Origin of the sequence: Pseudomonas sp. GL-R-19, assembly GCF_019956375.1 — a bacterium.
In the GTDB taxonomy this organism is placed as follows: domain Bacteria; phylum Pseudomonadota; class Gammaproteobacteria; order Pseudomonadales; family Pseudomonadaceae; genus Aquipseudomonas.
Window position 1 is genome coordinate 56,963 of record NZ_JAHBDJ010000002.1, and the last position, 25,294, is coordinate 82,256.

General features: G+C 61.1%; 20 protein-coding genes and 2 pseudogenes. 4 read left to right on the forward strand and 18 right to left on the reverse strand.

What is annotated here, in order from left to right; genetic code table 11:
• Positions 1-10: 10 nt before the first annotated feature.
• The 9 genes and pseudogenes from KGA83_RS00950 to glgA all read right to left on the reverse strand — a co-directional run.
• Positions 11-148 (reverse strand): annotated as a pseudogene (locus KGA83_RS00950) (autotransporter outer membrane beta-barrel domain-containing protein); the annotation flags it as partial.
• 99 nt (positions 149-247) lie between these two features.
• Entirely contained in the window at positions 248-1,048 is an 801-nt protein-coding gene (locus tag KGA83_RS00955; protein ID WP_108215820.1) for an endonuclease/exonuclease/phosphatase family protein, read from the reverse strand.
• A gap of 78 nt (positions 1,049-1,126) precedes the next feature.
• Positions 1,127-1,885, reverse strand: a complete 759-nt coding sequence (locus tag KGA83_RS00960) for a PIG-L deacetylase family protein (RefSeq protein WP_108215819.1) — start codon at positions 1,883-1,885, stop codon at positions 1,127-1,129.
• Between the two features lie 215 nt (positions 1,886-2,100).
• Positions 2,101-4,263 (reverse strand): glycogen debranching protein GlgX, encoded by a 2,163-nt coding sequence (glgX, locus tag KGA83_RS00965; protein WP_108215818.1) that lies wholly within the window; start codon positions 4,261-4,263, stop codon positions 2,101-2,103.
• 193 nt (positions 4,264-4,456) lie between these two features.
• Positions 4,457-4,777 (reverse strand): DUF2934 domain-containing protein, encoded by a 321-nt coding sequence (locus tag KGA83_RS00970; RefSeq protein ID WP_223527703.1) that lies wholly within the window; start codon positions 4,775-4,777, stop codon positions 4,457-4,459.
• A gap of 21 nt (positions 4,778-4,798) precedes the next feature.
• The gene (locus tag KGA83_RS00975; RefSeq protein WP_223527705.1) at positions 4,799-7,594 is read right to left on the reverse strand and encodes a malto-oligosyltrehalose synthase; all 2,796 of its coding nucleotides are present in this window, start codon (positions 7,592-7,594) and stop codon (positions 4,799-4,801) included.
• Positions 7,591-9,669: a 4-alpha-glucanotransferase gene (gene malQ / locus KGA83_RS00980; RefSeq protein WP_108215815.1), complete on the reverse strand. Its 2,079-nt coding sequence runs from the start codon at positions 9,667-9,669 to the stop codon at positions 7,591-7,593. Before malQ ends, KGA83_RS00975 begins: the two co-directional genes overlap by 4 nt.
• Positions 9,666-11,462 (reverse strand): malto-oligosyltrehalose trehalohydrolase, encoded by a 1,797-nt coding sequence (gene treZ / locus KGA83_RS00985; RefSeq protein ID WP_108215814.1) that lies wholly within the window; start codon positions 11,460-11,462, stop codon positions 9,666-9,668. The genes malQ and treZ overlap by 4 nt, the downstream gene beginning before the upstream one ends.
• A gap of 12 nt (positions 11,463-11,474) precedes the next feature.
• A complete protein-coding gene (gene glgA / locus KGA83_RS00990) occupies positions 11,475-13,058 on the reverse strand; it encodes a glycogen synthase GlgA (protein ID WP_108215813.1) in 1,584 nt (527 codons plus the stop codon).
• 559 nt (positions 13,059-13,617) lie between these two features.
• On the opposite strand from glgA, the gene KGA83_RS00995 reads away from it, so the two are divergent.
• Together KGA83_RS00995 and nudC are read left to right on the forward strand one after the other, a co-directional pair.
• Complete coding sequence (locus tag KGA83_RS00995) at positions 13,618-14,430, forward strand: crotonase/enoyl-CoA hydratase family protein (RefSeq protein WP_108215812.1); 813 nt, start codon at positions 13,618-13,620, stop codon at positions 14,428-14,430.
• Between the two features lie 6 nt (positions 14,431-14,436).
• Positions 14,437-15,267, forward strand: coding sequence for an NAD(+) diphosphatase (gene nudC, locus KGA83_RS01000; RefSeq protein WP_108215811.1), 831 nt, complete (start codon positions 14,437-14,439; stop codon positions 15,265-15,267).
• Here nudC and KGA83_RS01005 read toward each other — a convergent pair.
• The 3 genes from KGA83_RS01005 to KGA83_RS01015 form a co-directional block, all read right to left on the reverse strand.
• On the reverse strand, positions 15,235-16,014 hold the full coding sequence (locus KGA83_RS01005; RefSeq protein ID WP_108215810.1) for a TSUP family transporter: 780 nt from the start codon (positions 16,012-16,014) through the stop codon (positions 15,235-15,237). The genes nudC and KGA83_RS01005 overlap by 33 nt on opposite strands.
• A 183-nt stretch (positions 16,015-16,197) precedes the next feature.
• The gene (locus tag KGA83_RS01010) at positions 16,198-16,674 is read right to left on the reverse strand and encodes a DUF1348 family protein (RefSeq protein ID WP_108215809.1); all 477 of its coding nucleotides are present in this window, start codon (positions 16,672-16,674) and stop codon (positions 16,198-16,200) included.
• A gap of 56 nt (positions 16,675-16,730) precedes the next feature.
• Complete coding sequence (locus tag KGA83_RS01015) at positions 16,731-17,294, reverse strand: TetR/AcrR family transcriptional regulator (RefSeq protein ID WP_108216084.1); 564 nt, start codon at positions 17,292-17,294, stop codon at positions 16,731-16,733.
• Between the two features lie 217 nt (positions 17,295-17,511).
• Here KGA83_RS01015 and pssA point away from each other — a divergent pair, with 217 nt between their 5' ends.
• Positions 17,512-18,855, forward strand: a complete 1,344-nt coding sequence (gene pssA / locus KGA83_RS01020) for a CDP-diacylglycerol--serine O-phosphatidyltransferase (RefSeq protein WP_223527706.1) — start codon at positions 17,512-17,514, stop codon at positions 18,853-18,855.
• Between the two features lie 269 nt (positions 18,856-19,124).
• Positions 19,125-20,141 carry an AraC family transcriptional regulator gene (locus KGA83_RS01025; RefSeq protein ID WP_108215807.1) on the forward strand — a complete coding sequence of 339 codons (1,017 nt, stop codon included), beginning with the start codon at positions 19,125-19,127 and terminating at the stop codon, positions 20,139-20,141.
• Between the two features lie 2 nt (positions 20,142-20,143).
• Here KGA83_RS01025 and KGA83_RS01030 read toward each other — a convergent pair whose 3' ends face one another.
• From KGA83_RS01030 to KGA83_RS01055, 6 genes and pseudogenes are all read right to left on the reverse strand, one after another.
• Positions 20,144-20,689: a GNAT family N-acetyltransferase gene (locus KGA83_RS01030; RefSeq protein WP_108215806.1), complete on the reverse strand. Its 546-nt coding sequence runs from the start codon at positions 20,687-20,689 to the stop codon at positions 20,144-20,146.
• Between the two features lie 27 nt (positions 20,690-20,716).
• Positions 20,717-21,187 carry an LEA type 2 family protein gene (locus KGA83_RS01035; protein WP_108215805.1) on the reverse strand — a complete coding sequence of 157 codons (471 nt, stop codon included), beginning with the start codon at positions 21,185-21,187 and terminating at the stop codon, positions 20,717-20,719.
• Between the two features lie 25 nt (positions 21,188-21,212).
• Positions 21,213-21,558 (reverse strand): annotated as a pseudogene (locus tag KGA83_RS01040) (xanthine permease XanP); the annotation flags it as partial.
• A gap of 14 nt (positions 21,559-21,572) precedes the next feature.
• Positions 21,573-22,280 (reverse strand): HPP family protein, encoded by a 708-nt coding sequence (locus KGA83_RS01045; RefSeq protein ID WP_108215804.1) that lies wholly within the window; start codon positions 22,278-22,280, stop codon positions 21,573-21,575.
• Between the two features lie 160 nt (positions 22,281-22,440).
• Positions 22,441-23,619, reverse strand: coding sequence for an MFS transporter (locus KGA83_RS01050; protein WP_223527708.1), 1,179 nt, complete (start codon positions 23,617-23,619; stop codon positions 22,441-22,443).
• A gap of 80 nt (positions 23,620-23,699) precedes the next feature.
• Positions 23,700-25,292, reverse strand: coding sequence for an ArnT family glycosyltransferase (locus tag KGA83_RS01055; protein WP_411741892.1), 1,593 nt, complete (start codon positions 25,290-25,292; stop codon positions 23,700-23,702).
• Positions 25,293-25,294 lie beyond the last annotated feature (2 nt).

The window sequence follows — 25,294 nt, forward strand, 5'->3', positions numbered from 1 at the left end:
ATACCAGTTTTTACCAGTGCATCCGCACCCCCAGGCTGCCAATCAATCCGTTCAAATCATTGTCATCCACGTCGCTGCTGTAGTCGGCGCTGATGTACAGGCTCACCAACAGTGTCACCCTGGCGACCAGGCCCAGCCCGACAGTCGAGGAACTTGTTTGTTCGAAGGATCGTTAAAAAACTTCGAATCAGAGCGGTTTCAACCCGTACGTTACCAAAGGGTCCCCGTTGTCGGGTTTCGACCTGATTCAAAGATGCACTTCCACCGCCAACGGCAAATGGTCAGAAAGGTGCGTCCACGGCTTGTGCCCGAGTATTTTCGGCTCGTGGCTGCTGGCGTTGCGCAGGTAGACGCGATCCAGGCGCAACAAGGGAAACCGCGCGGGGTAGGTTTTGGCCGGGCGGCCATGGTGGCGTTCGAAGGCTTCGTGCAGATAATCGCGACGGGCCAGGGCGGCATTGCCCTGCAGCTGCCAGTCATTGAAGTCGCCGGCAATGATTACCGGTGCCTGGTCAGGCAGGGACTCGAGGAGTTGGCAGAGCAACTGCAACTGCAGCTGACGATGACTTTCCAGCAGGCTGAGGTGCACGCAAATGGCATGCACTTCGTTATGCCCCGGCACGTCCAGTACGCAGTGCAGCAAGCCGCGACGTTCCGGGCCGGTAATGGAAACATCGAGGTTTCGGTACTCGCGGATCGGGTATTTCGACAGCAAGGCATTGCCATGATGACCGTCGGGATAGACGGCATTGCGTCCATAGGCGAAGTCGCCCCACATGCTGTCGGCGAGAAATTCATACTGCGAGGTTTGTGGCCAATCGTTGTAGCGGGAGGAATACTGGTCGTGTTCGCCGACGACTTCTTGCAGAAACACCAGGTCTGCCGACGTACTGCGCACTGCTTCACGCAACTCTGGGAGGATGAAGCGCCGGTTGAGTGCGGTAAACCCCTTATGGGTGTTGACCGTCAGCACGCGAAGCCGATGAATCGCCGTGGGTGTGTTCAATGGCGTTGATTGGGCTACCTGCCGTTTTGAATGACTGGCCACATCCACTCCTCTGATTCAGGGCTGCTTATGTATGCGACTGATGCGTCGGCAGGCAGTTCAGTCTGATGGGTTGCGCCTTCAAATCAACACGATTTCATAAGGCAAGCGGATACGCTCGAGCAACGCCCGCGGCAGCAATGGCGCGAGGCCGATGGCCGGTTCGCCGTCGAGTTGGCTGGCGTAGGCGTGGATGGCGTGGCTCTTGCGGGCGACGGTCCAGGTATCGAGGCGCACCTTGCGCGCACGATGCCAGGGTATCAGCTCCCGGTCCCTTGCCGGCCAGTGCCAGGCCCAGAGCGGTACGTCGTTGTAGGATGCCCCTGCGTAGGCCGCGGCCCTGGCGCTGGCCCGGCCGACGGTGTCGTGGTCGACGTTGCCGTCCTCGCACCAGGTGCTGAACACCACATCACCGGGGCGCAGGTAGCGCGCGATGAATCGGGCGATCTGTTCTTCGTGTTCCACCAGGGCATTGTCGGTAAACCCGCCGCGAATCCACTTCAGGCTGTGCATCGGCAACCCGAGTCGGCGGATGGCTTCGACGCTTTCCTGGGGGCGAAATACACTGAGGCGCTTTTCCGACCACTGCCGAGAGCCCGGATGGCTGGCGCTGCCGTCGGTGATCGAGATCAATTGCAGCGGGTGGCCCAGGCTGCTGAGCAATTGCAGCAGGCCGCCGCAGGTCACGACTTCATCGCCGGGGTGCGGGGCAATGAGCACCGCGCGTGAGCCGGTGGGCACCAGGGATTGGGTGCTGATGACCGGGATGCTGTCCAGTTGCGGGGCACTGTTCCAGATGTGTGATGGCAGGCTGGCTTCGCTGACGGAAACGGATTTCATGGGGATTACGTCCTTGTTGTGTTTCGCCCTCAGTCGTGCGCGAGTCAAGCCCGGCCGACCCGTGAGGGCTGGTGGATAGCGTGGTGCGACAATCCCGACCCTGGATGGCCGCGAATCGAGTATTGCTCATGTAACGCTATTCGTCGCATCGCGAACTCAACCAATATGATTTTTCCGCTCTACGGCAGTGGCTCCGTGATTTTTCAACCTCCTCGTTACTCTTCTTCCTCATGCTGCAACTCGAACAGCAGCAACGAGCGGCCGGTGACCGAGTACTCGTGGCCAAACTCGAAGCGCTCCTGGCCGTGGACCGACGGCTGGTTGGTGTCGATCATGCACGTCCAGAAACCACCGTCAGGCACTTGCGGTAGCCGGAAATTGACGATGTCGTGATGCGCGTTGACCACCAGCATCAACGTTGCGTCGGCGCCTTTGCGGCGAATGCCGGTTTCCTGGGCGCGGCCATCGAGCAGCATGCCCAGGCAACGATTGTGCGCATCGTGCCAATGCCGGGTGGTCATGTGCGTGCCGTCCGGCGCCAGCCAGGTCACGTCCTTGACGCCGATGTCCTCGTTGTAATTACCCACCAGGAAACGCCCGCGCCGCAGGATCGGGTAGGTCAGGCGCAACTTGATCAGGCGTTTGACGAACTTGAGCAGGGCCTTGCCGTCTTCGCTGAGGTCCCAGTTGACCCAGCCGATCTCGCTGTCCTGGCAGTACGCATTGTTGTTGCCGTCCTGGGTGCGGGCGAATTCGTCGCCGGCCACCAGCATCGGTGTGCCCTGGGCCAGCAGCAGGGTGGCGAAGAAATTGCGCATCTGCCGATGGCGCAATGCGTTGATGTCGGGATCGTCGGTGGGGCCTTCGACGCCATGGTTCCACGACAGGTTGTTGTTGCTGCCGTCCTGATTGTCTTCGTCGTTGGCCTCGTTGTGCTTGTCGTTGTACGACACCAGATCGTTGAGGGTGAAGCCGTCATGGGCGGTAACGAAGTTCACTGATGAATAGGGGCGGCGGCCACGCTGATTGAACATTTCGCCCGAAGCGGTCAGGCGGCTGGCGAAATCCGCCAGTTGCCCATCGTCGCCTTTCCAGAATGCGCGCACGGTGTCGCGGAATTTGTCGTTCCACTCGACCCAGCCCGGCGGGAAATTGCCGACCTGATAACCACCGGGGCCGCAGTCCCAGGGTTCGGCGATCAGTTTGACCTGGCGCAACACCGGGTCCTGGCGGCAGGCCACGAGGAAACTGTGGCGTTCGTCGAAACCGTCGTGGTAACGCCCCAGAATGGTCGCCAGGTCGAAGCGGAAACCGTCCACGTGCATTTCCGAGGCCCAGTAGCGCAAGGAGTCGGTGACCATTTGCAGTACGCACGGGTGGCTCAGGTCCAGGGTGTTGCCGGTGCCGGAATCGTTGATATAGAAGCGCTTGTCATCGGGTTTGAGGCGGTAGTAGGACGCGTTGTCGATACCGCGCATGGACAGGGTCGGGCCTTGCTCGTTGCCCTCGGCGGTGTGGTTGTAGACCACGTCGAGGATCACCTCCAGATTGGCTTCGTGCAGGTGCGCGACCATTTCCTTGAATTCGGCAATCTTGCCACTGGCCAGGTAACGCGGATCGGGGGCGAAGAACGCAATGCTGTTGTAGCCCCAGTAATTGGTCATGCCCTTGTGCAGCAAATGCTGGTCGTTGACGAACGCATGGATCGGCAGCAGTTCCACGGACGACACGCCGAGCTTGCGGATGTGCTCCACCACGTCATCGACCATCAACCCGGCAAAGGTACCGCGCAGGTTTTCGGGGACGGCAGGGTGACGCATGCTGAAGCCGCGCACATGGGTTTCATAGATGATTGTCTTGTCCCACGGCACGCTGACGCGGTGGTCGTGGCCCCAGGTGTGCGCCGGGTCGATGACCTTGCATTTGGGCACGAAGGGCGCGCTGTCCCGTTTATCGAAGCTGAGGTCGGCGTCGGGGTGGCCGATGGTGTAGCCGAACAGCGCTTCGGACCATTTCAGCTTGCCGACCAGTTGTTTGGCGTAGGGGTCGATCAGCAGTTTGTTGGGGTTGAAGCGATGGCCGTTGGCCGGGTCGTAGGGGCCGTAGACGCGATAGCCGTAGATCAACCCCGGATGGGCGTCGGGCAAGTAGCCGTGGTAGATCTCGTCGGTGTATTCGGGCAGTTCGATGCGCTCGAGTTCCACCTCGCCGGTGTCGTCGAACAGGCACAGTTCAACTTTGGTGGCATGGGCGGAAAACAGGGCGAAGTTGACGCCCAGCCCATCCCAGGTGGCGCCCAGCGGGAAGGGCAGGCCTTCGCGGATTCGCGTGGCTTCGGCACGCGGGGGAGGCGCTGCGGCTTTCTTTGGGCTGGTCATAAGTGCTCCTGCAAACTCAAAACCTATGGCGACTGGCACGCCGCCATCGCGAGCAGGCTCGCTCCCACATTTATCGGGAACGGGCCGCAAACTTTTCAACGACACAGATCCCATGTGGGAGCGAGCCTGCTCGCGATGAGGCCATAAGGCTCAATATTCATGGTGACTCTTCACAAGCCCTGTCAGGACAGTCTCAAACTGCTGGCGGTTTTCGCGCAGCCCGAGGCTTTTTCTCGGCGGTCTTTTCTCCCGGCGGGATTACTTTCGACGCCGCTACCGGCTTGGCCTTGGTTTTGGGCGCAGCGACTTTGCTCTCACCAGCCTTGCCATTGGCCGTTTTGCTGACCGGGGTTTTAATCACCGCTGCCTTGGCTGGTTTTTTGGGGGCCAGGGCTTCAGCTTCTGCCAGTTTGCGCGCCATCTCCCAGTGGCGGGCTTCCTGGCCTTCGGGTTTTCCTTCGGATTCCCAGATCTGATAGGCGAATTCGCGGATGCGTTTATCGTCGGTACTCATCGCAATGCTCCTGAACTGAACTCAAGTGTGGGTAGTTTGAATAAAGAGATTGACCGGGAAATCCCCCAGCGCGGCGCTGACCAGCAGCTCCCTGTGTTGTGTGACTGCGACGCCGGAAAAAAGTCCCTTCAGATTTTCGTCAGGGACGGTGAACGGCAATTTGACCCGGGTATCGCCCCACAGCGGCGCGTGGACCTGTGGTTCGGCACCGTTTTCCAGCAGCTCGGCACAACGTATCGGCACAATCACGATGGCGCGTTTTCCCTCCCGTTCACGGACAAAAGCCAGCACTCGATGGGCCTCGCTGCCCACCACTTCCAGGGCCTGGTAAGTGCCACGCCGAAACAGCTCGGCATTCTCGGCACGCAAACCCAGGGTGCGCGCAATCAAGGCCTGCTTGATGCGCCCGTCACGCCAGTTCAGCAACAAGTCCGACAGGTCCACCGCTTGCTGCAGTGCCTGCTGGCGGCTGGCGTAATCCACCGGGCGACGGTTGTCCGGATCGACCAGGCTGAAGTCCCAGAAATCGTTGCCCTGATACAGATCCGGCACGCCGGGTACGGTCATGCGCAGCAAGGTTTGCGCCAAACCGTTGAGTGCACCGGGCACGGCAATCGAACGGGCAGCCTTGGCCAGGGCCGTACGCAACAGCTCACCTTCGGGGCTGAACAACAGGCGCTGGATGAAGTCCTCGCACGCTTGCTCACAAGTGTCATTGGGCGCGTTCCAGTTGCTTTGCAATTTGGCTTCGCGCAGGGCCTTGCGTTGCCATTGCTTGAGGCGTTTTGCGTAGTCTTCGTGGGCGAGCGGATCATCGAAACGCAGTTGCAGAGGCCAACTGCCGAGGATCGTCTGGTACAGAATCAACTCATCGCCCGCCGACGGCACTTGATCGTCACTGCGCAGTGGCCGGGCGAGGGTGCGCCACAGACCGATCTGGTCGGCGTACCAGTCGCTGCGCTCGCTCAATACCGCCAACCGTGCCCGTGAATCTTCCCCGCGCTTGTGGTCGTGGGTGGCGCTGGCCAGCAGATTGTCCGGGAAGGTCTCGAGGCGCTCGATGCAGGCTTGATGAAAGTCGGCAACCGGCGCACTGAACCGCTGGGTGTTGAACCCCACATCGTTGCGCGAGAGCAGGACCGCCGACCGATAGAACGCGGTGTCCTCGACCGCTTTCGCCGCGGCCGGCGAAGTCAGTTGCTGGAAACGTACGCAGGCGTGCTTGAGGCGTTTGCGCTGGCGACCGGCCGGGCGCTTTCGCCAGGGTTCACCGCCGAGCCAGCCGGCCAGGCAGTCGAGTACCGGCCAGTCTGCCTCGCCCAGGGTTTGCCGGGCGCCGGCCATGGCCTGCTGGAAAAACACCTCGTCCTGGGCTGACCGGCCAAGGGGGCTGATGTAGGTGCGGTACACCGGGAAATGCACGATCAACGCCTGCAAGGCCCGGCGAATGGCGCCGAGGGTCAGGTCGCGGGTCATGAGATTGTCCCGGGCCACTTGCAGCAAGGCCTGGGCGACGCTTTCGCAATCCCCGGCGAGGGAGCCATTGAGGATTTGCTGACGGGCCAGTTGTGCTTCCCGGGAGAAGTCGGCGGATCGCTCGCTGTGACGCTTCCAGCGCTCGGCCAGTGCCTGCGCACCCCTGGGGTCGGTTTGCAGCAGTGACAGCTGGTTCATGAATTCGTAGCCAGTGGTGCCATCCACCGACCAGTCACGAGGCAGGCTTTCGCCCTCGCCGAGGATCTTTTCGACATAGATGGGCAGGTGGCGCCCCGCGGACAGGCCGTCGACCCGACGGCGCAATTTTCGGCAGTAGCCCCGCGGGTCGGCAAGGCCGTCGATATGGTCGATGCGCAACCCGTCGATCAGTCCTTCAGCCACCAGTTGGAAGATCTTCGCGTGGGTGGCTTCGAACACGGTGGGACGCTCGACGCGCAGCCCAGCGAGTTCATTGATATCAAAGAAGCGCCGCCAGTTGATGTCATCGGCGGCGGTGCGCCAACTGGCCAGGCGGTAGCTCTGGCGCTCCAGCAGGTTGTGCAGGCGCTGGAAGCCTTCGCCGGTCACTGAGTCGTAGTTTTTCAGGTGCTGGTCAATGGCTTGGGCAATGGCCGGATCGCCGACCAGGTCGCGTAGTTCTGCTTTCAGCGGTCGCGCCAGGCTGTGGGCATCGGTCTGGTAGCTCAGGGTGCTGAAGCGATCGGCCAGGGATTTGAGTTGTTCGGCCTGTTGCGTCTCGAGCGGCGCATCGACCTTGAGTAGCTCGCCGTAATCCCAGGGACAAATGGGAAAGCGGTGTTCGTAGTACTCGACATGAAAGCTTCCGTGCCAGGCATCGAAGCGCAGGGGCAGGGTGCCGTCCTGCAACGCGACGCCATAGTCGCTGCCCAGAAACGGCAGGAGCAACTGGCCCTCCATCAACGGATCGGGCGAGTGCCACTGGATGTCGAAAAACTCGCCGTAGGGGCTCAGACGCCCCCACTCCAGCAAATCCAGCCACCAGGGATTATCACTGCCGCCGACCGCCATGTGGTTGGAGACAATATCGAGGATCAACCCCATATCGTGCCCGTGCAGGGCATCGACCAGACTGCGCAGCGCCGTCTCACCGCCCAGCTCCGGATTGACCCTTGTCGGGTCCACCACGTCATAGCCGTGCATCGACCCGGCGCGCGCGCGCAACAGTGGGGAGGCGTAGACATGGCTGATGCCGAGACGGGCGAAATACGGCACCAGTGGCACTGCATCTTCCAGCGTGAAGCCTTTATGAAATTGCAGGCGCAACGTGGCGCGCAGTGGTCGGCTTGGCACTTGAGTCATCGATCACGCTCGGCCGCCTGAAGTCGCGCACAGGCGAGCAGTTCCAGACGCCGCGCGGCATCCGCTCCATCGAGCAGGGCCTCACTGTATCCGGGCAAGCGCCGCGACCAGTTCGGGTGAGTATCGATGGTGCCCGGCAGATTGGCCTGTTGTTCCACGCCAAGGGCATCTTCCAGTGGCAGCAGCACCAACGGCGAGCGGGTATGGCCGAGGAAGCGCACGCTGGCATCGAGCACCTGGTCGGTTTCGTGGGACTCTTCGCGGAAGTTCTGCGGGTCCTGGCTCAACGCCCGGCGCAGGCCCTCACGCTCGCGCTCGCGGTGCTGGCGCCATTCGATTTCAGTGCTGGCATCGATCATGCCGAGCCGGGCGTTCCAGTCGATATCGCGGCCATGCCACCAGCCGTTGAGGGTGGGCAGGTCATGGGTGCTGGTGGTCGCCAGGGCGTTGTCCGGCCAATCGAGGATCGGCTTGAAGTGCGTGTTGTCCTGTTCGAACAGCAACACCCGCATGCCGAGTATCGAACGTGCGATGAGTTTTTCCCGCAGGCCGTCCGGCACGGTACCGAGGTCTTCACCGAGGACGATGGCCTGGTGACGATGGGATTCCAGGGTCAGCAGACGCAGCAGATCGTCCACCGGGTAATACAGGTAGGCGCCGTCGGCCGGCGGCGAGCCGTTGGGGATCACCCACAAACGCTGCAGCCCCATGACGTGATCGATGCGCAGGCCACCGCAATGGGCGAAATTGGCCCGCAGCATTTCGATGAAGGCACGGAAACCATTGCGTACCAGGCCTTCGGGGGAGAACGCGGAAATCCCCCAGCCCTGGCCGCTGCGGTTGAGAATGTCCGGCGGCGCCCCGACGGTGAGGGCGGCGAGCAGTTCGTCCTGGCGGCTCCAGGCCTGGCTGCCGCCGCCATCGGCACCGACGGCGAGGTCGGCAATCAGGCCGATGCTCATGCCGCTGGCGCGGGCGGCGGTTTGCGCGCGCTCCAGGCAGCGCGTGATCAGCCACTGGCAGAAGGCGAAGAAGCCGATGCGCCCGGCATTTTCTTCGGCGAATGCCGCCAGTTCGGCGCTGCGCGGGTTGCGCCAGGGTTCGGGCCACAGCCGCCAGTCGAGGTGTTCACCGCGGGCGGCGCGCGCCTCCTGGATGGCTTCGAAGCGACAGTGGTTTTCCAGCGCTTCGCCCGCGGCGTGGCGAAAACTGCTGAAGTCTTCGTGCAACGGATGTTCACCCTGGACGAAGCCTTCGTACAGCGACTGCAGCAGCCGATACTTGGCTTCGGCGGCGGCCGGCCAGTCAATCAGCGGACGTTCTTCCAGCGCCTTGAGTTCAATGGCCAGGCCGGTTGCATCGATGGCGGTACGCAGGGCGCGTTCGCCGAGAATGGTGCCGGGGGCACAGTAAAGGCTATTGAGAAACAAACGGCTGGACGGCGAATACGGGCTATAGCGTTGGGTGTCACTGGAAAACATCGCATGCAACGGGCTGATCGCCAGCGCCTCGGCGCCACGCTCGCCGGCCACCCGGGCGAGGTCTTCCAGCGCCTGAGTGTCACCAAACCCGCCATCGCCGGGGCGGCGCAATCCGTACAACTGCACGCTCAGGCCCCAGGCACGAGGAATGGGGTTATCCACGGCGTCGGCCACGCTGTAACAACGGGACGGGGCCACCGCCAGAGTGAAAGTTTGTCCGTCGATGCTGACCTGTTGATAGCCGACCGGTACCAGCCCCGGCAGCACCGCGTTGGCGTCCAGTTTCAGGTTGAGCCGCGAACCGTCTTCGAGGTGGATTTCGCAAGGGGTCTGGGGCTCGAAATAACGCGCCAGGTCCAGGCCCATCCCCACATCGGCGGTGATCAATGGCGGCAAGTGATGGGTCTGTTGCGCCGTTTGCAATTCCAGCAGGCTGGCGTCGATTTCCTGGGCACTGCCGGCCGGGTGGCCAAGGCCGCTCAGCACGTTGCGCAACACTGAAGGCGCGACTTTTTGCGGGCGACCGTTGGCGTCGATCCAGTCGACCGCGAGGCCGGCACGGCTGGCCAGGATTTCCAGTTGCGCATCACTCATGGACGCTCTCCATACGGGGGTAGCAAAGGGGCTGCGGCGGCGAGGCTGACGAGCGCGCAATACGGGGCAAGGGTGCCTTGGTCCAGAAGGCCGGCGCTCTCTGGCGGGTATTCGAACAACCGCGCGGCACCGGTCTGTGAGGTGTGGCCTACGGGCCTGTCGCTGAGGTTCAGGTCAATGCGCAGTTGGCTGCCATCGCCCAATCGCCAGGCTGCACTGACCGCGCCTTCGCCCAGCACGTCGGCGCCCAGTGCCTGGGTGCCCGGCAAGTGCGGGACGATGAGCCGGTGCCGGATCTGCAACAGTCGGCAGTACAGGTCGTGCATCTCGCTGTGGCCGATCGAGGGCAGGACAGGGCGGGACGCTGCAAATGTCTGCGGATCGTTCGGGTCCGGAATGTGTTCGCGTTGACGCGGGTCCGCAAACGCGCTGAACGCCGCGAACTCGTTGCGCCGGCCATCGCGTACCTGTATTGCCAATTCACCGTGATGGCTGGTGAAAAACAGGAAGGGTTGTTCGACGGCAAACTCGTCACCCATGAACAGCAATGGAATCATCGGCGACAGCAGCAGCAACACCGTGGCGGCCCGCAGCGCTTGCGGGTGGGCAAGTTGATGCAGGCGCTCGCCGAACGCCCGATTGCCGATCTGGTCATGGTTCTGCAAAAACAGGATGAAGGCGTTGGGCGGCAAATGCCCGCTGGGCTCACCGCGCGCCACACCATGGCGGTTGAGATGGCCCTGGAATACGAAACCCTGGCTCAGGCAGCGCGCCAGTTGTTCGGTGGGGTTTTGCGCGTAGTCGGCGTAATAGGCGTCGGTTTCGCCGGTCAGCAATACGTGCAGGGCGTTGTGGCCGTCATCATTCCATTGCGCGTCGTAACCCTGTTCGAGCAGGCTGGCCTGGTTGTGTTCGTTCTCGACCATCAGCCAGACATGCCGCGCCGGTCCCGTCTGCTGGCGCACCCGTCGCGCCAGTTCCTGAAGAAAATCCGGGTCTTCGATGGCGTGCACCGCGTCCAGGCGCAATCCGTCGAATCGGTATTCCAGCAGCCACATCAAGGCGTTTTCGATGAAGAAGTCCCGTACTTCGCGACGGCGCAAGTCGATGGCTGCGCCCCAGGGCGTGTGTCGGTCTTCGCGAAAGAAAGCACTGGCATAACGATGCAGGTAATTGCCATCCGGGCCGAAGTGGTTGTAGACCACGTCGAGAATCACCGCCAGACCGTGGCCGTGGGCGGTGTCGATCAAGTGCTTGAGCTGCTCGGGTGAGCCGTATGACGCCTGGGGCGCGTAGGGCAGGACGCCGTCATAGCCCCAATTGCGCTCACCGGGAAACTGCGCGATGGGCATCAGTTCGATCGCGGTGACACCCAGTTCGACCAGGCGTGCCAGATGCTGCTCGACGGCAGTGAAGCCGCCGAGCGCACCGACGTGCAACTCATATATCACCGCTTCGTTCCACGGTCGTCCCAGCCAGGTACTGTGTTGCCACGCATAGGCCAACGGATCGACCACCACGCTGGGCTGGTCAATGCCGCCGGCCTGAGCGCGGGAGGCGGGGTCGGGCACTTCCAGTTCGCCGTCGATGCTGTAGCGGTAACGCGTGCCTGCCGGGCATCGGGTGTTGCTCACGAACCAGCCGTCGGCCTGGGGCAGCAACGGCAAGGACTGTCCATTTTCCAGTTCGACACTGACGTAGAACGCATCTGGCGCCCACAACGCAAATCGCGTGTGCTCTGCGTCCAGCATGATTGCGCCGTGAGGCCAGGTCTCAAGGGTCCTTAACGGCATCTTGAAAGCCTCTTACTGTTTGTTCGATTTCCCCAACGCTTTCGCCACAAGCCGTTCATAGAGTTCGGCGTAGGGTTCGACCGCCTTGCACCAGTTGAACGGCGCGGCCATGGCCCGGCAGCGCATGGCGTGCAGCAGGTCGGGAAAGGCGAAAACCTTGAATGCGCGACTCAGGGCTTCCTGATAGCTCTGCACCGTGGATTCATCGAACAGGAAACCGGTCACGCCGTTCTCGATGGTGTCGGCCAGGCCACCGGTATTGCGTGCCACCGGTAACGAGCCGAAGCGCTGGGCGTACATCTGGCTCAGGCCGCACGGCTCGTAACGCGACGGCATCAGCAGGAAGTCGCTGCCGGCGAACATGCGCCGGGCGTCGGTTTCGTTGAAGCCGATGCGCACGCCGATCTGCCCGGGGAAACGCAGGGCCAGTTCACGCATGGCCTGTTCTTCTTCCGGCTCGCCGCGACCGATGATCGCGATCTGTCCGCCGTTTTTGACGATGTATTCAGAGACCGCCTCGGTGAGGTCCAGGCCTTTCTGATAAACCAGCCGCGAGACCACTGCAAACAGTGGGCCTTCGGAATGTTCCAGGCCGAACAGCTCGCGGACATGAGCAGCGTTCACGGCCTTGCCCTCCCAGTCGCCGATGCTGAACGGGCAGAACAGGTGCGGATCGGTCGCCGCATCCCAGCTTTCATCGATGCCGTTGGGAATCCCGCTGAGCAGGCCTTGCTGGGTCTTGGCGGCGAGAAAACCGTCGAGACCGCAGCCGAAATCCGGGGTGGTGATTTCCTGGGCGTAGGTCGCGCTGACCGTGGTGATGTGGCTCGAATAGGCCATGCCGGCCTTGAGGAACGACATCTTGCCGTAGAACTCCATGCCTTCTTGCTGCAGCGCGTGATGGGGGATGCCCAATTCGGGGCACGAACCCAGGCTGGTCACGCCCTGGTACGCCAGGTTGTGGATGGTGAACAGGGTGGGCGTGCGCTGTCCACGCCAGTGCATATAAGCAGGGGCCAGACCGGCCGGCCAGTCATGGGCGTGCACCAGGTCCGGGCACCAGTGGATTTGCGCGAGGTTGGCGGCAATATCGGCCGCCGCCAGGCCCAGGCGGGCGAAACGGATATGGTTGTCCGGCCAGTCGCGGCCGTTGTTGGCGCCGTAGGGCGAACCTTCGCGCTCGTAGAGTTCGGGGCAGATCAGTACGTATATGACCAACCCGTCGGGCATGTCCATGCGCCCGATCTTGCACGGTGGCAACGCAGCATGACCGCCAAGCTCACCGATGATATGGATGGGGTTCTCGCTGTGCAGCACCTGCGGGTAACCCGGGATCAACACCCGCACATCGTGCAGATGGGCCATGGCCCGCGGCAGCGCCGCGGAAACGTCGCCCAGGCCGCCGGTTTTCACCAGGTCGGCGATTTCCGAGGTGACGAACAAGACTTTTTTACGGTTCGGATTCCGGTTGGCTACCGGGGTCAGCGTCCGGGTGCCAGGAACGCTGACGGGTTGGGTGTTTGCGGCAGTTACGGCGCTCGACTCACCAACCTGATGAGCACGCTCTCCCTGTATTTCCATAGCCGTACTGGTCATATGAATCTCCCGTGTTGTTGATCTAATTCTTAGGTCTGGCAAACGGTGTTCCATGGCCAATTTCCGTGGCCGGGCGCAAACGCGCTACGCATCGGTGAGCAAGCGCTGCCCAATGCGCTGAAGCAGAATGGGTGAATGAGCCACTGCAAAGATTGCACCAGTCGCAACGCACCGTCTTTTCAGAGGACCGATCGGGATTGGAAAAAGTTTCGACTATTTTTCCACTTTGTGACCGGTCGGTTTCGTCTCGAGAAAATGAGTCTAGGCCAGAACTTAGAGCGGTGAAGGCCGGATGGCAAAATTGTTCGACAATCGGTTTGTAGCGGTACGGACGTGCCTGGTCGAGGTGCAAATGCCCCGACGAAGTGCATGTTTTTTTGCGTTTTGGCCGCAAAAAGTCACGGGGCCGTCACATAAATGTGCGCTACGTTTTGGTGGTGGTGCACTGTTAAGGTGCAGTCTGGCCAGTCCCGCATTTGGCCGAACCACTGCCTTACTGCCCACCTTGGTGCCTTGTTATAGTTCGGGCCTCATTTTTGCCCGCAAAAGGATCACTGGCATGTCTCGGTACAGCGCGTTCAACGTCGAACTGGTCGATAAAATCGCCCATGTGCAGATCAACCGCCCGGAGAAGATCAACTCGATGAACGCTGCGTTCTGGAGCGAGATCGTCGAGATCTTCCAGTGGATCGACGACACCGATGAAGTGCGCGTGGTGATTCTCAGCGGCGCAGGCAAGCATTTCTCCTCGGGTATCGACCTGATGATGCTGGCGGGCGTGGCCAATGAACTGGGCAAGGACGTCGGACGCAATGCGCGCCTGTTGCGGCGCAAGATCCTCACCCTGCAAGCGTCGTTCAATGCCGTCGATAACTGCCGCAAACCGGTGCTTGCGGCGATTCAGGGTTACTGCCTGGGTGGCGCCATCGACCTGATTGCCGCGTGCGACATGCGTTATGCCGCCGAGGACGCACAGTTTTCGATCAAGGAAATCGACATCGGCATGGCCGCCGACGTCGGCACGTTGCAACGCTTGCCGCGGATCATCGGTGACGGCATGCTGCGCGAACTGGCTTACACTGGTCGCACGTTTGGCGCCGACGAGGCGCGGAGCATGGGCCTGGTCAATCGCGTCTACAGCGACAACGCCAGCCTGCTCGACGGCGTCATGGGCATTGCCCGCGAAATCGCCGGCAAGTCGCCGATCGCTGTCACCGGCACCAAAGAGATGATCGGCTACATGCGCGACCATCGCATCGATGACGGCCTCGAATACATCGCTACCTGGAACGCCGCCATGCTGCAATCCACCGATCTGCGCGTGGCCATGGCCGCCCATATGAGCAAACAGAAACCCGAATTTCTGGATTGATTAACCATGATTCCTCGCTGGACCACTGCAGTACTGGACACCGACCAACCCGGCGGCTGGGCTGTCGCGCGCAGCCCCGAAGGTTTTCTGTTCGATGACAATGGCGCGCTGTTTGCGCGCGAATGGCTCAAGCGCCAGGATTTGCCGATTCTCGCCGAGCATGGCATCGGTCATCTCGATGGCGAGCCGGTCTATCTGCTGGAGCTGCGCAGTCAAAGCGAAGTGCCGGGCTGCAACTGGAAAGGCCTGCGGGCGTTCATGCTGGAGGGTGATCACACGCTCTACAAGGTGCTTGGTTACGCCGCGCAGATCGGTACCTGGGCCCGTGAACATCGCTTTTGCGGTAACTGCGGCCAGGCCATGACTCAGGTGCCGCGCGAACGGGCAATGTATTGCCAGCCGTGCGAACTGCGCAGCTATCCACGGATTTCACCGAGCATGATCGTGCTGGTGACCCGCGGCGACGAGATTCTGCTGGGGCGTTCGCCGCGCTTTGTGCCGGGTGTCTACAGCACCCTGGCCGGGTTTGCCGAGCCGGGCGAATCGGCCGAGGACTGCCTGATTCGCGAAGTTCGCGAAGAGGTGAGCATCGAGGTCAGGAACATCCAGTACATGGGCAGCCAGTGCTGGCCGTTCCCGCACTCGATGATGCTCGGCTTTCATGCCGAATACGCCGGCGGCGAGATCGTCTGTCAGGAAGACGAGATCGAGGACGCCCAGTGGTTCAACGTGCACGAGCTGCCGCCGTTGCCGGCGTCACGCTCGATTGCCCGTTACCTGATCGACCTCTATGTGGCGCGGCGTTTAGGCCACGCTGAACCAGTGCTGCCAGGCTAGGCGCACGGTCAGGCCCAGCACCACGGTGATGAACACCGGGCGAATGAATTTCGCACCGCCGCTGATGGCGGTGCGGGCGCCGAAGAAGGCGCCGACCATCAACGACGAGCCCATGCACAGGCCAATGATCCAGTCCACCTGACCGGAAAAGATGAAGATCGACAGCGCTGCCGCGTTGCTGACGAAGTTCATGCTGCGCGCCACACCGCTGGCTTTCACCAGGTCGATGGGGTAGAGCAGCAGGCTGCTCACGGTCCAGAACGCGCCCGTGCCGGGACCGGCCACGCCGTCATAGAAGCCGAGGCTGAAGCCTTGGGTCGACTGCCACTTTTTCTTGATCGGTGCATCGCTGTCCACTGGCGCTTTCGGCGTGCCGCCAAACAAAAGATATACGCCACAGGCGAAGACGATCACCGGCAGCATTTTGTTCAGCCATTCCGCCGGCAGGTAATGCGCGACCACGGCACCGGTCAGCGCGCCGACCAGGGTGCCGATGATGGCGTGCATCCATTGCGCGGGATGGAACAGCTTGCGGCGGTAGAAGGTGAAACTGGCAACCGCCGAACCGAAGGTCGAGCTGAGCTTGTTGGTGCCCAGCACCAGGTGCGGCGGCAGGCCGGCAGTCAGCAAAGCCGGAGTGGTCAACAGACCACCGCCACCGGCGATGGCGTCGATGAAACCGGCAACAAAAGCGACAAGGGCCAGGATGGCCAGGGTGGAGAGGTCAACGCTGAGTTCGAAAGGCATGGGATCGGCTTATTCGGCGGGTGCAGGAAGGACTGCGGGGAAGGGGCGACATCTTACCCACCCGAACAACACAAAACCAATGTAGGAGCGAGCCTGCTCGCGATGGCGTCATCACATTCAACATTCATGTTGACCGGTAGATCGCTATCGCGAGCAGGCTCGCTCCTACAGTTTGATCAGTGTTTACAGGTCAAGATCCGACAGGCCCGGATGATCGTCAGGACGACGCCCCAGCGGCCAGTGAAACTTGCGCTCGCTTTCCTTGATCGGCAAGTCGTTGATGCAAGCGAAGCGGCGGGCCATCAGGCCGTCCTCGTTGAACTCCCAGTTTTCGTTGCCGTAGGAGCGGAACCAGTTGCCCGAGTCGTCGTGCCATTCATAGGCGTAACGCACCGCAATGCGGTTGCCGGTAAAGGCCCAGAGTTCCTTGATCAGCCGATAATCCAGCTCCTTGGCCCATTTGCGGGTCAGGAAAGCTTTGGCCTCTTCGCGGTTGTGGGCGAACTCGGCGCGATTGCGCCATTGAGTGTCCAGGGTGTAGGCCAGGGACACGCGCTCGGGGTCGCGGGAGTTCCAGCCGTCTTCAGCCAGGCGAATTTTTTCAATGGCCGATTCACGGGTGAAAGGGGGTAATGGCGGACGAACTTCGGCATTAGACATTTCAAGTCTCCGTATCAAGTTAAAGTTCAAACATCGGGTCGAGCTCGGTCAAGTTGCTACAGGTCCAACAACTTTCGCGCCATGCATTGCGCATTATCGGCGGCACTGTGATCGCCCATTACAAGCGCCACGGTAATGGCACCATCGATCAGGATCAGCAGTTGTCTGGCCAGCATCTGCGGATCCTCGGCGCCATATTCGGTACACAGCTCGCACACGTAGTCGAGCAGCTTCTGTTTATGCTCTTTGGCGACCAGGCGCACCGGGTCTTGCGGGTCGCCGGTCTCGCCACTGGTGTTGATGAAGGCGCAACCGCGGAAGCCATCGGAAGCGAACCACGATTTGAGTACGGTAAACAGGTTGAGCAGTCGCTCGGCCGGGGTTTGTGCCCGGCCGACTTCGCCTCTGTACCAGCGCATCCAGCGCTGGTCGCGGCGTTGCAGGGCGGCTACAACCAGATCGTCCTTGTTGGCGAAGTAGCGGTAAATGCTCTTTCTGGAGACGCCGGCGGTTTTCACCAGAAGATCCATGCCAGTGGTGGCAATGCCACTTTTGTAGATCAGCTTTTCGGTGACATCCAGAATGATGTTGCGTGTGTCATTGCTAGTGTTTTCGTTCATGTCGCTGACAGTAGAACGATCGTTCTCCTTGGTCAATCGATGTTTTTGTAGCGCCTGATAAATGGTCTTCGCGAGCAGGCTCGCTCCCACATTGAAATGCATTCTTCTGTGGGAGCGAGCCTGCTCGCGAAGGGGATATTACAGACAGTAACAAGACCCGAACCTTTGCATGGTGTAAGCTCTGGGGCTCTTCGGATTCGACCCATTTGCGAGCCCTATGCCGTTGCTTTTCAAACGTTCCCTGCTGCCCAAACTGCGCAGTTTTCCGCTGACGGCCGATGCCGTCGGCATCCTCTCTGGTGCTGCCGAATTCCGTCGTTGCCTGCTGGAGAAAATCGCCAGCGCGACCCGGCGCATCTACATCGTTGCGCTGTACCTGCAACAGGATGAAGCCGGCCAGGAAATTCTCGATGCCTTGCACGCGGCCAAGCTGGCGCGTCCGGAACTGGACGTAGTGGTGGTCGTCGACTGGCTGCGAGCACAGCGCGGCCTGATCGGTGCCGGCAAGCAACCGGGCAACTCCGCCTGGTATCAGGAAATGACCCGCACCCATGCCAGCGAGGTGCCGATCTACGGCGTCCCGGTACAAACCCGCGAACTGTTCGGCGTGTTGCACCTCAAAGGCTTCGTGATCGATGACTGCGTGATCTACAGCGGCGCGAGCCTGAACAACGTCTATCTGCACAAGTTCGACAAGTACCGCTACGACCGCTATCACCTGCTGCACAATCGTGATCTGGCCGATTCGATGCAGCACCTGGTGCAGCACGGCCTGGTGGCTTCCAAGGCGGTGCACCGCCTCGACCTGCCGAACCTGCCAACCACCCGCAGCCTGCGCCATGACATCGGCGACCTGCGCAGCCGTCTCAAGCACGCGGCGTACGACACTTCGCGGGGCACCACCGACAGGAGCGGTTTGTCGGTCAGCCCCTTGCTCGGCGTCGGCAAGAACAATCCGCTGAACCGGGTGATCTGCGAACTGATCGCCAGCGCCCAGCAGCAACTGACCATTTGCACACCGTACTTCAACCTGCCGCTAGCGATCATCCGCGAGATCAACCGCGCGCTGGCCCGTGGGGTGAAGATCGACATTGTGGTCGGCGACAAGACGGCCAACGATTTCTACATTCCGCCGAGCGAACCGTTCCGGGTTATTTCAGCGCTGCCGTACCTGTACGAAATCAGCTTGCGCCGGTTTGCCAAACGGCATCAGCGCGACATCGACAGCGGCCAGTTGAACCTGCACCTGTGGCGTGATGGCGACAACACCTATCACCTCAAGGGCATGTGGATCGACCGGCGCTATACCTTGCTGACCGGCAACAACCTCAACCCGCGGGCGTTTCGACTCGATCTGGAAAACGCCTTGTTGATCGATGATCCCCATGGCGAACTACTGGAGCCGCGTCGCCAAGAGCTTACTGCGATCTTCCAGCACACCTCGCGTATTGAGCATTTCCAGAACCTGGAAACCCTCGCCGAGTACCCGGTGGGTGTGGCCAGGTTCCTCAAGCGCGTGAGTCGTGTGCGGATCGAGCGCTTGCTCTATCGCATCTTGTGAATCTGCGCGGGCTTCAGAAAAGCAATCGTCGGATCGCCGCCCGGAGCAAGCTCGCTCCCACAAAATCAGCGTCGAAACACAGTGCTGTGATCGACGCAAAACCCTTGTAGGAGCTGGCTTGCCAGCGAAGGCGGCTGTGCAGGCGACATCGCTGTTGAATGTGCCGGCCACTTCGCTGGCAAGCCAGCTCCCACAAGGGACACTCGCCGGGCGGGTGGTTTCGGCTAATATGCCCCCCACTCGAACAAGAACAGGGCTTGCCGCGATCCATGTCGGAAAAAGACACCATCTCCATTCAACTGGTGCGTGAAGCACTGTTGCAAAGCTGCGCGCCGGGAATCGCCACGGACGAGGTGTTGATCAAGGTTGGCATCGACCCGCTGCTGTTGGGCAACACCGGCGCCCGCGTTCCGGCCACGGCTTATGCGCGCCTGTGGCGGCTGCTGGCACGGCGCGGGGACGATGAGTTTTTTGGCATGGACCCACGCAAACTTAAATCCGGCAGCTTTGCCTTCCTGTGTCGCAGCGCTATGCTCCAGCCCAACGTCGCGGCGGGATTGTCCAGCGGCCTGGCGTTTCTGTCGTTGATGCTCGAAGGCTTGCCGGCACAGCTGGTGCGCCAGCAGAGCCTGGCGGAAATCGTCCTGCTGGAGGACGACAAGGAACCGCGCCGGGCCTTCACCTATTTCACGTACTGGATGATCGTGCATGGCGTGGCCTGCTGGCTGGCAGGGCGGCGGATCCCAATCCTGGCCATCGAACTGCGCTGTGCGAAACCGCACTTCTGCGATGACTATCAGGTGATGTTTTCCGAGAACCTGCGTTTCGACCGTCCGCGCACGCGGATGATTTTCTCCGCCGATTGCCTGGATTTGCCAATCAAGCGCAGCCCTGAAGAACTCACGCGATTCCTGGCCCATGCGCCGGCGAACATTCTGGTCAAGTACCGCGATCCGCAGAGCCTGGCCAGTCGCATCAAACACGATCTACGCCATCTGCCGGCCGAACACTGGCCGGAAACCGAAGTCCTGGCGCAGCGCCTGTGCATGTCGGCATCAACCCTGCGCCGCCGACTGGCCGAAGAAGGGCAAACCTATCAAGGTCTCAAGGACGGCGTGCGCAAGGAACTGGCGATTGTGTGGCTGGCCGAGCCCGCGATCAGCTTCAGCGAAATCGCCACGCGGCTGGGGTTCGCAGACGTCAGTTCATTCTACAAGGCGTTTCGCAAGTGGTCGGGATCGAATCCTGGGCATTACCGTAGCCTGATTCTCAATGACGCCGAGTGAATTCAGCGGCGCGACCACCATTCTTCACCGGTGATTTCCCAGACTTCCAACGGGAAGATCCCGCCGACAAAGCGGCCTTCATCCGTACGAATCAAGCGCATGCCTGTGCGTTCGGAGAGTCTGCGCGAGCTGATGTTCGGTGTCGCTTTTGGCACCCGCAGCACGGTGCGCCCCAACGCGTTGAACCAGTGCTCGGTGACCGCGGCGCTGGCTTCTGTCATCAGTCCCTGACCCTGCCACTTCGGACCGAGCCAGAATCCACGATTGTTGTCCTGTTCATTCATCAGGCTGATGCTGCCGATCAATTGCTCCGGCGCCGATTTCAGACGGATCGACCAATGCCATTGCTCACCACGGGCGACGGCTGGCAGGGCATTGTCACGCAGGTACGTCAACGCACCATCGGCCGGATAGGGCCAGGGCACCAAAGCGTTGAGGTAACGCACTACCTCCCAGTGGGGGAACTGTTGCTGGATGGCATCGGCGTCGGCCAGCTCCAGCGGGCGCAGGATCAGGCGCTCGGTGTAGAGCGTGGGGGTGGTTTCCATGGCGGGTGCTGCTCCTTGAGTCAGGCTTTAACGGCTGCCAGTAGTCGATCCCGGTAGTTTGAGTGTGCCACTGTCCACGAAACGCATTGTGTTGAACACCCCACCCGAGAGCTTGCCGTGCAGGATGTAGGGCATGTTGTTAAGCGACTTCATCCGGCTGATGCCATAGGTCTGGCGGATCACCGAAAGTGCCGAAACGCTGACCGGCACGCTCACGACGGTGTCGGAAAAACGCCCGATCGAGCCACTCTCATCGGTGACGCCAGAGGCGAAGGGTTGGCCGTTGATGTCCAGGTCCAGCGCAACGCCGCTGTAGACGAGGGTGGTGTCATTGGGGTTCTGCACGCGGATTTTCACGGTAAAGCGCACTTCCATGCCCTCGCCTTGCAGGGGCTCGATGCCCACGACGTTGACTTTCAACGGGTCTCGATTGGGCAGTGAGGAACAGGCGCTCAGGCAGAGCAGGAGGGAAATCAGGACCGCGTGAACGCTGCGCATGGTCGTGCTCTCATCTGAAAAAGGGCTAGCGGATTGACTGTGCGACCACCGTAGCCTTTGCGGGTTCATCCCTGGCAGGTCACATCGGGGTTCTGCATCACTTGAAGCACTGAGGCCTGCGGATCGGATTCGTCCTCTTCCAGTTCGATGAATTCCTCGGGCAGGACGATATTAAGAACGATAGCGCACAGCGCGCCGACGGTGATGGGCGATTCGAAAATGTTGTGCAGGGCCTCGGGCAGTTCACGCAAGACTTCCGGCACCGCCACCACCCCCAGGCCCATGCCGAGGGAAATCGCCACGATCAGCATGTTGCGCCGATGCAGGCCGGCCTCGGCGAGAATCTTGATTCCGGCCACGGCAAAAGAACCGCCAAGTCAGTGGCTTACAGTCGTGGAGCGAACACCTCGCCCACGCTGCGGCGTTTGGCGTGCAGCTGGCTGGCCTGGATCAGTTGTTCGAGGTCTTCGGGCGTGACGTCATAGAACGCCTCCATGTCAGCCAGCGCCAGTTTCAGGTCTTCGGCGGTGATGGCCTGACTGTCGACTGGCGGGTGATCGGCAGGAATCCTGGCCACCGGTTCGCTGGCACTCTTGGGGTAACGAACGCGGGTCAGGTTGTTGAAGGCCAGGGCGCAGAGCAGCATCGTCGCCCCGCTGAGCATCACCGGTTCAATGGCTCTCCAGTCCATGGCAATGGTTGCCGGATCGGCCAGCACCAGGGTCAGGGCCAATGCACCGGCCGGTGGGTGCAGGCACCGCAGCCAGCACATCAGGATCAACGCCATGCCCGCGGCCAGGCAAGCGCTGCCGAGGGTTCGGCCCAACACATGGGCCACCAGCAAGGCAATCACCCCGGCGCTCAAGTAGCCGCCGAGAATCGACCAGGGTTGCGCGAGCGCGCCCGAAGATACGGCAAACAACAGCACCGCCGACGCCCCCAGCGGGCCAATCAGGTGCTGGGCCACCTCAATGCCGAAAACCTGGCTACAGAGCCACACGCTCATCAGTGTCCCCAAGGCCATGCCGATGGCGGCGCGGCTCCATTCGGTGGGGCGGGTGTTGATGGCGGCGGGCAACCAGCGAGCAAGCATTCCGAGAAAAACTCCGGCAGAAAAATCGAGGCAAAAAAAAGGGCTTGGCTGGGAAGCCCAGAAAGCCCTTGAAGGTGTTCCAACTGTTGGGGGAGGAACGCGCACAGTGTGCCGTTCAATCCAGCTACTGACAAATTCATATTAATGAGCTTTCAGTGCATTAATTTTGCTGTAAAGGCGCTCGACGGCCGCTCATGAAACACAGCAGCCCGCCCAATGCTGCGAGAGTGCTCAAGGCATAGAACATCGTTGGTGCGGGCGTGTGCATCAGCAGAATGCCGCTGATCACCGGACTCAGGGCGCCACCGAGCGCGGCCAGGTTTTGCGCGCCGTAATAACTGCCACGTAGTTCTTCCGGGGCCAGGGTGTCGACGAACAGGAACTCGGCCGGGTAAATGATCATTTCGCCGAGGGTGAAAATGAACATCGCCACGCACCAGCTCACCAGGCTATCGGCCAGGCTGAAACCGATCAGGCCCAGGATGAACAGGCCCGTGCCGGCCACAATCCACTGACGCAGTTGCTCGCGCTTGAGAAAACGTCCGATCTGATATTGCAGGAGGATCACGCTGAGGGCATTGCAGGCCAGCAGGGCGGCCATGACGTCCATGGTGTTTTTCGAATCGCTGGTCACCAGCAAGTACTGCGACAGATAAAACGTGAAGCGCCCGTGCACCACGGTGCTGAGCAGGCAACCGGCGGTGAACATGATCAGCGTGCGGTCGTTTTTCAGGGTGATCAGGGTTTTGAGGAAGCTCTGCGCCTGACCGGTGACAGACGAACGTGCCGGGTCCTTCGCGATCCCGGTCATCAGGAAAATACTGAAAAAAGCGATGGCCGCTGCGATCAGGAATGGCGCACTGGTATACAGGCCGGCGATCATCACGCCGAGCATCGGGCCGACGGCGTAGCCAATGTTGGTCAAGGTATAGCTCAAGGAAAACGCCTTGGCGCGCTGACCCACAGGCAGGTTTTCACTGAGAATCGCTTTCGAGCCGATCAGAAACAGCACCGACGCGGTTTCGGTGACGATCAGGGCCATCGTGGTCAGGTAAAGATTTTCGGCGAATGTCAGCAGCATCAGGCCGATGGCGCTGGAAAGCATGGCGAGGATCAGCAGCCGGCGTTTTTCGAAGCGATCGATGATGTAGCCGCCGTACAGGGAGAGCAGGGTGGCGACGAACACCGCAATGCCGAGCAGCAAGCCAACGTCCTGTTGGTTGAGGCCAAGTTTGTCGCTGACGAACAGTGTGAGCAGCGGGCTGGTGATGGCGCGGCTGACGACGATGGTCAAAGAGCAGATCAACAGGCGGCGGATGAGGGGGGAGTAGGTGGTCACGGCGTGAATGTCCTTATTCGATCGGGCCGGCATCACCCCGGTCGTGGGCGCTACTCTAGCAGTCGGACACTCGGTCGTTGCTACGGGATTTGCTTGAAGTGCAGCAGCACGAAATCATTCTTGTCGAACCGCCTGCTCAACACGGGTGGCAATGCGCCAACGGCCGTGCCTTGCAATGCCTTGTACAGGTTCAGGTCCATCATCAGCCACGCCGGGGCCTTGAGGTTTTCCAGTTCCTGGGGCGACTCGGTGAAAACCGGGTGCAGGTCCTGCGGGATGTTGACCATGAATTTGATGGCCTTGGCGTCTTTGCCCATCCCGTGCATGACCAGCGGTGCCGGGTCGTTTTGCACGAGTTCAAACGCCTCGCGGCTGAAGGCCTGGGTGTCGTAAAGCTGTCGTTGGACCGGCTCGAACTGCAAGATATAGAACGACCAGAGTGCCAGGACCGCACAAAAAGCCAGTGCCTGTGCTCGCCAGCGGGATTGCTTGAGCGCTGCCAGGGCGATCACTTGCAGCACACCGAGAAGGATGAACAGGGAAGTGAGGTGAGTAACGTCCTCGGGGAATTTTCGCCGTACCACCAGCAATGCCACGATCAGCAGGCCCGGGATCAGCAGCCACAGCCCCTGCATCAACCCCCGCAGCCAACCCAGCAATCGACCCTGTGTGGCGTAGAACGGATACGCCGCCACGATGGCCGCCATGGGCAGCATCGGCAGCAGGTAACGGGCCTTCTTCGCCTGCGGGACGGAAAGGCCGATCATCACGATCAGTCCGGCCGCTACGCAGTACTGCATCAGGCGCAGTGCCGGCCCGGCTTCCTTTGGGCCTGTCAGCGCAACAGCCCCCAGCGCCAGCACCGCCAACGGCCACGCGAGTGCATAGTTGCCCATCGAGCTGGTGAAGTAATACAACACACCGTTGCTGCCTTCACTGCCGTCCATGCGTCCCATGAACTGCATGCGAATCACGTCCTGCAGGAAGGCCGGGCCGCCGCTGATGTCCGCCATCCACAACAACAGCCCGATGCACACCGCCAGCAGCAACGCTGCCAGCAATCCGAAGACGATCAGCCGTCGCCATTGGCGATTGACCAGGAAATAACTGCATAGCATCCCCGCAGGAATCACGAGGCCGATTGGCCCGCGAATCCAGAAGCCCAGCATCAATAAGGCAAAGATCAGAACCCGGCGGCGCGGCGCCGCAAAGTGATCGGCGGTATAACCCAGGTAAAACACACTGAACGCAACGGCCGCCAGCATCAGGTCGAGGGAAACCGCGCGGGTTTCCGTAATGAAGGTGTTGGTCAACAGCATCAGGGCGATGCTCAGCAGCGCCCAACGCGTGGAATAGGGTGCCAACAGGCGGTACATCAAGGTGACGATGACCGCTGCGGCGATGGCGCTCGGCAGCCATGCGGTCAGACTGGTGACCTGGCCGAACGGCAGTGAAAGCAGCCAGATGAATAGCGTTGAAAGTCCCGAATAGTCTGCGTAGGGCTGGCCATAGGTCGTCGGAAAAAACGACGGCCCATTGCGCAGCATCTCCTGGGCGAATAGCACGAAGCGCGAATCGAAACCGATGGCCGCCTGCTGATACATCCCGGCGCAGAACAACAACAGCGCCAACAGACCCAGCGCGAGGGACTGTTGGCGGATGTGAGGGATCATGA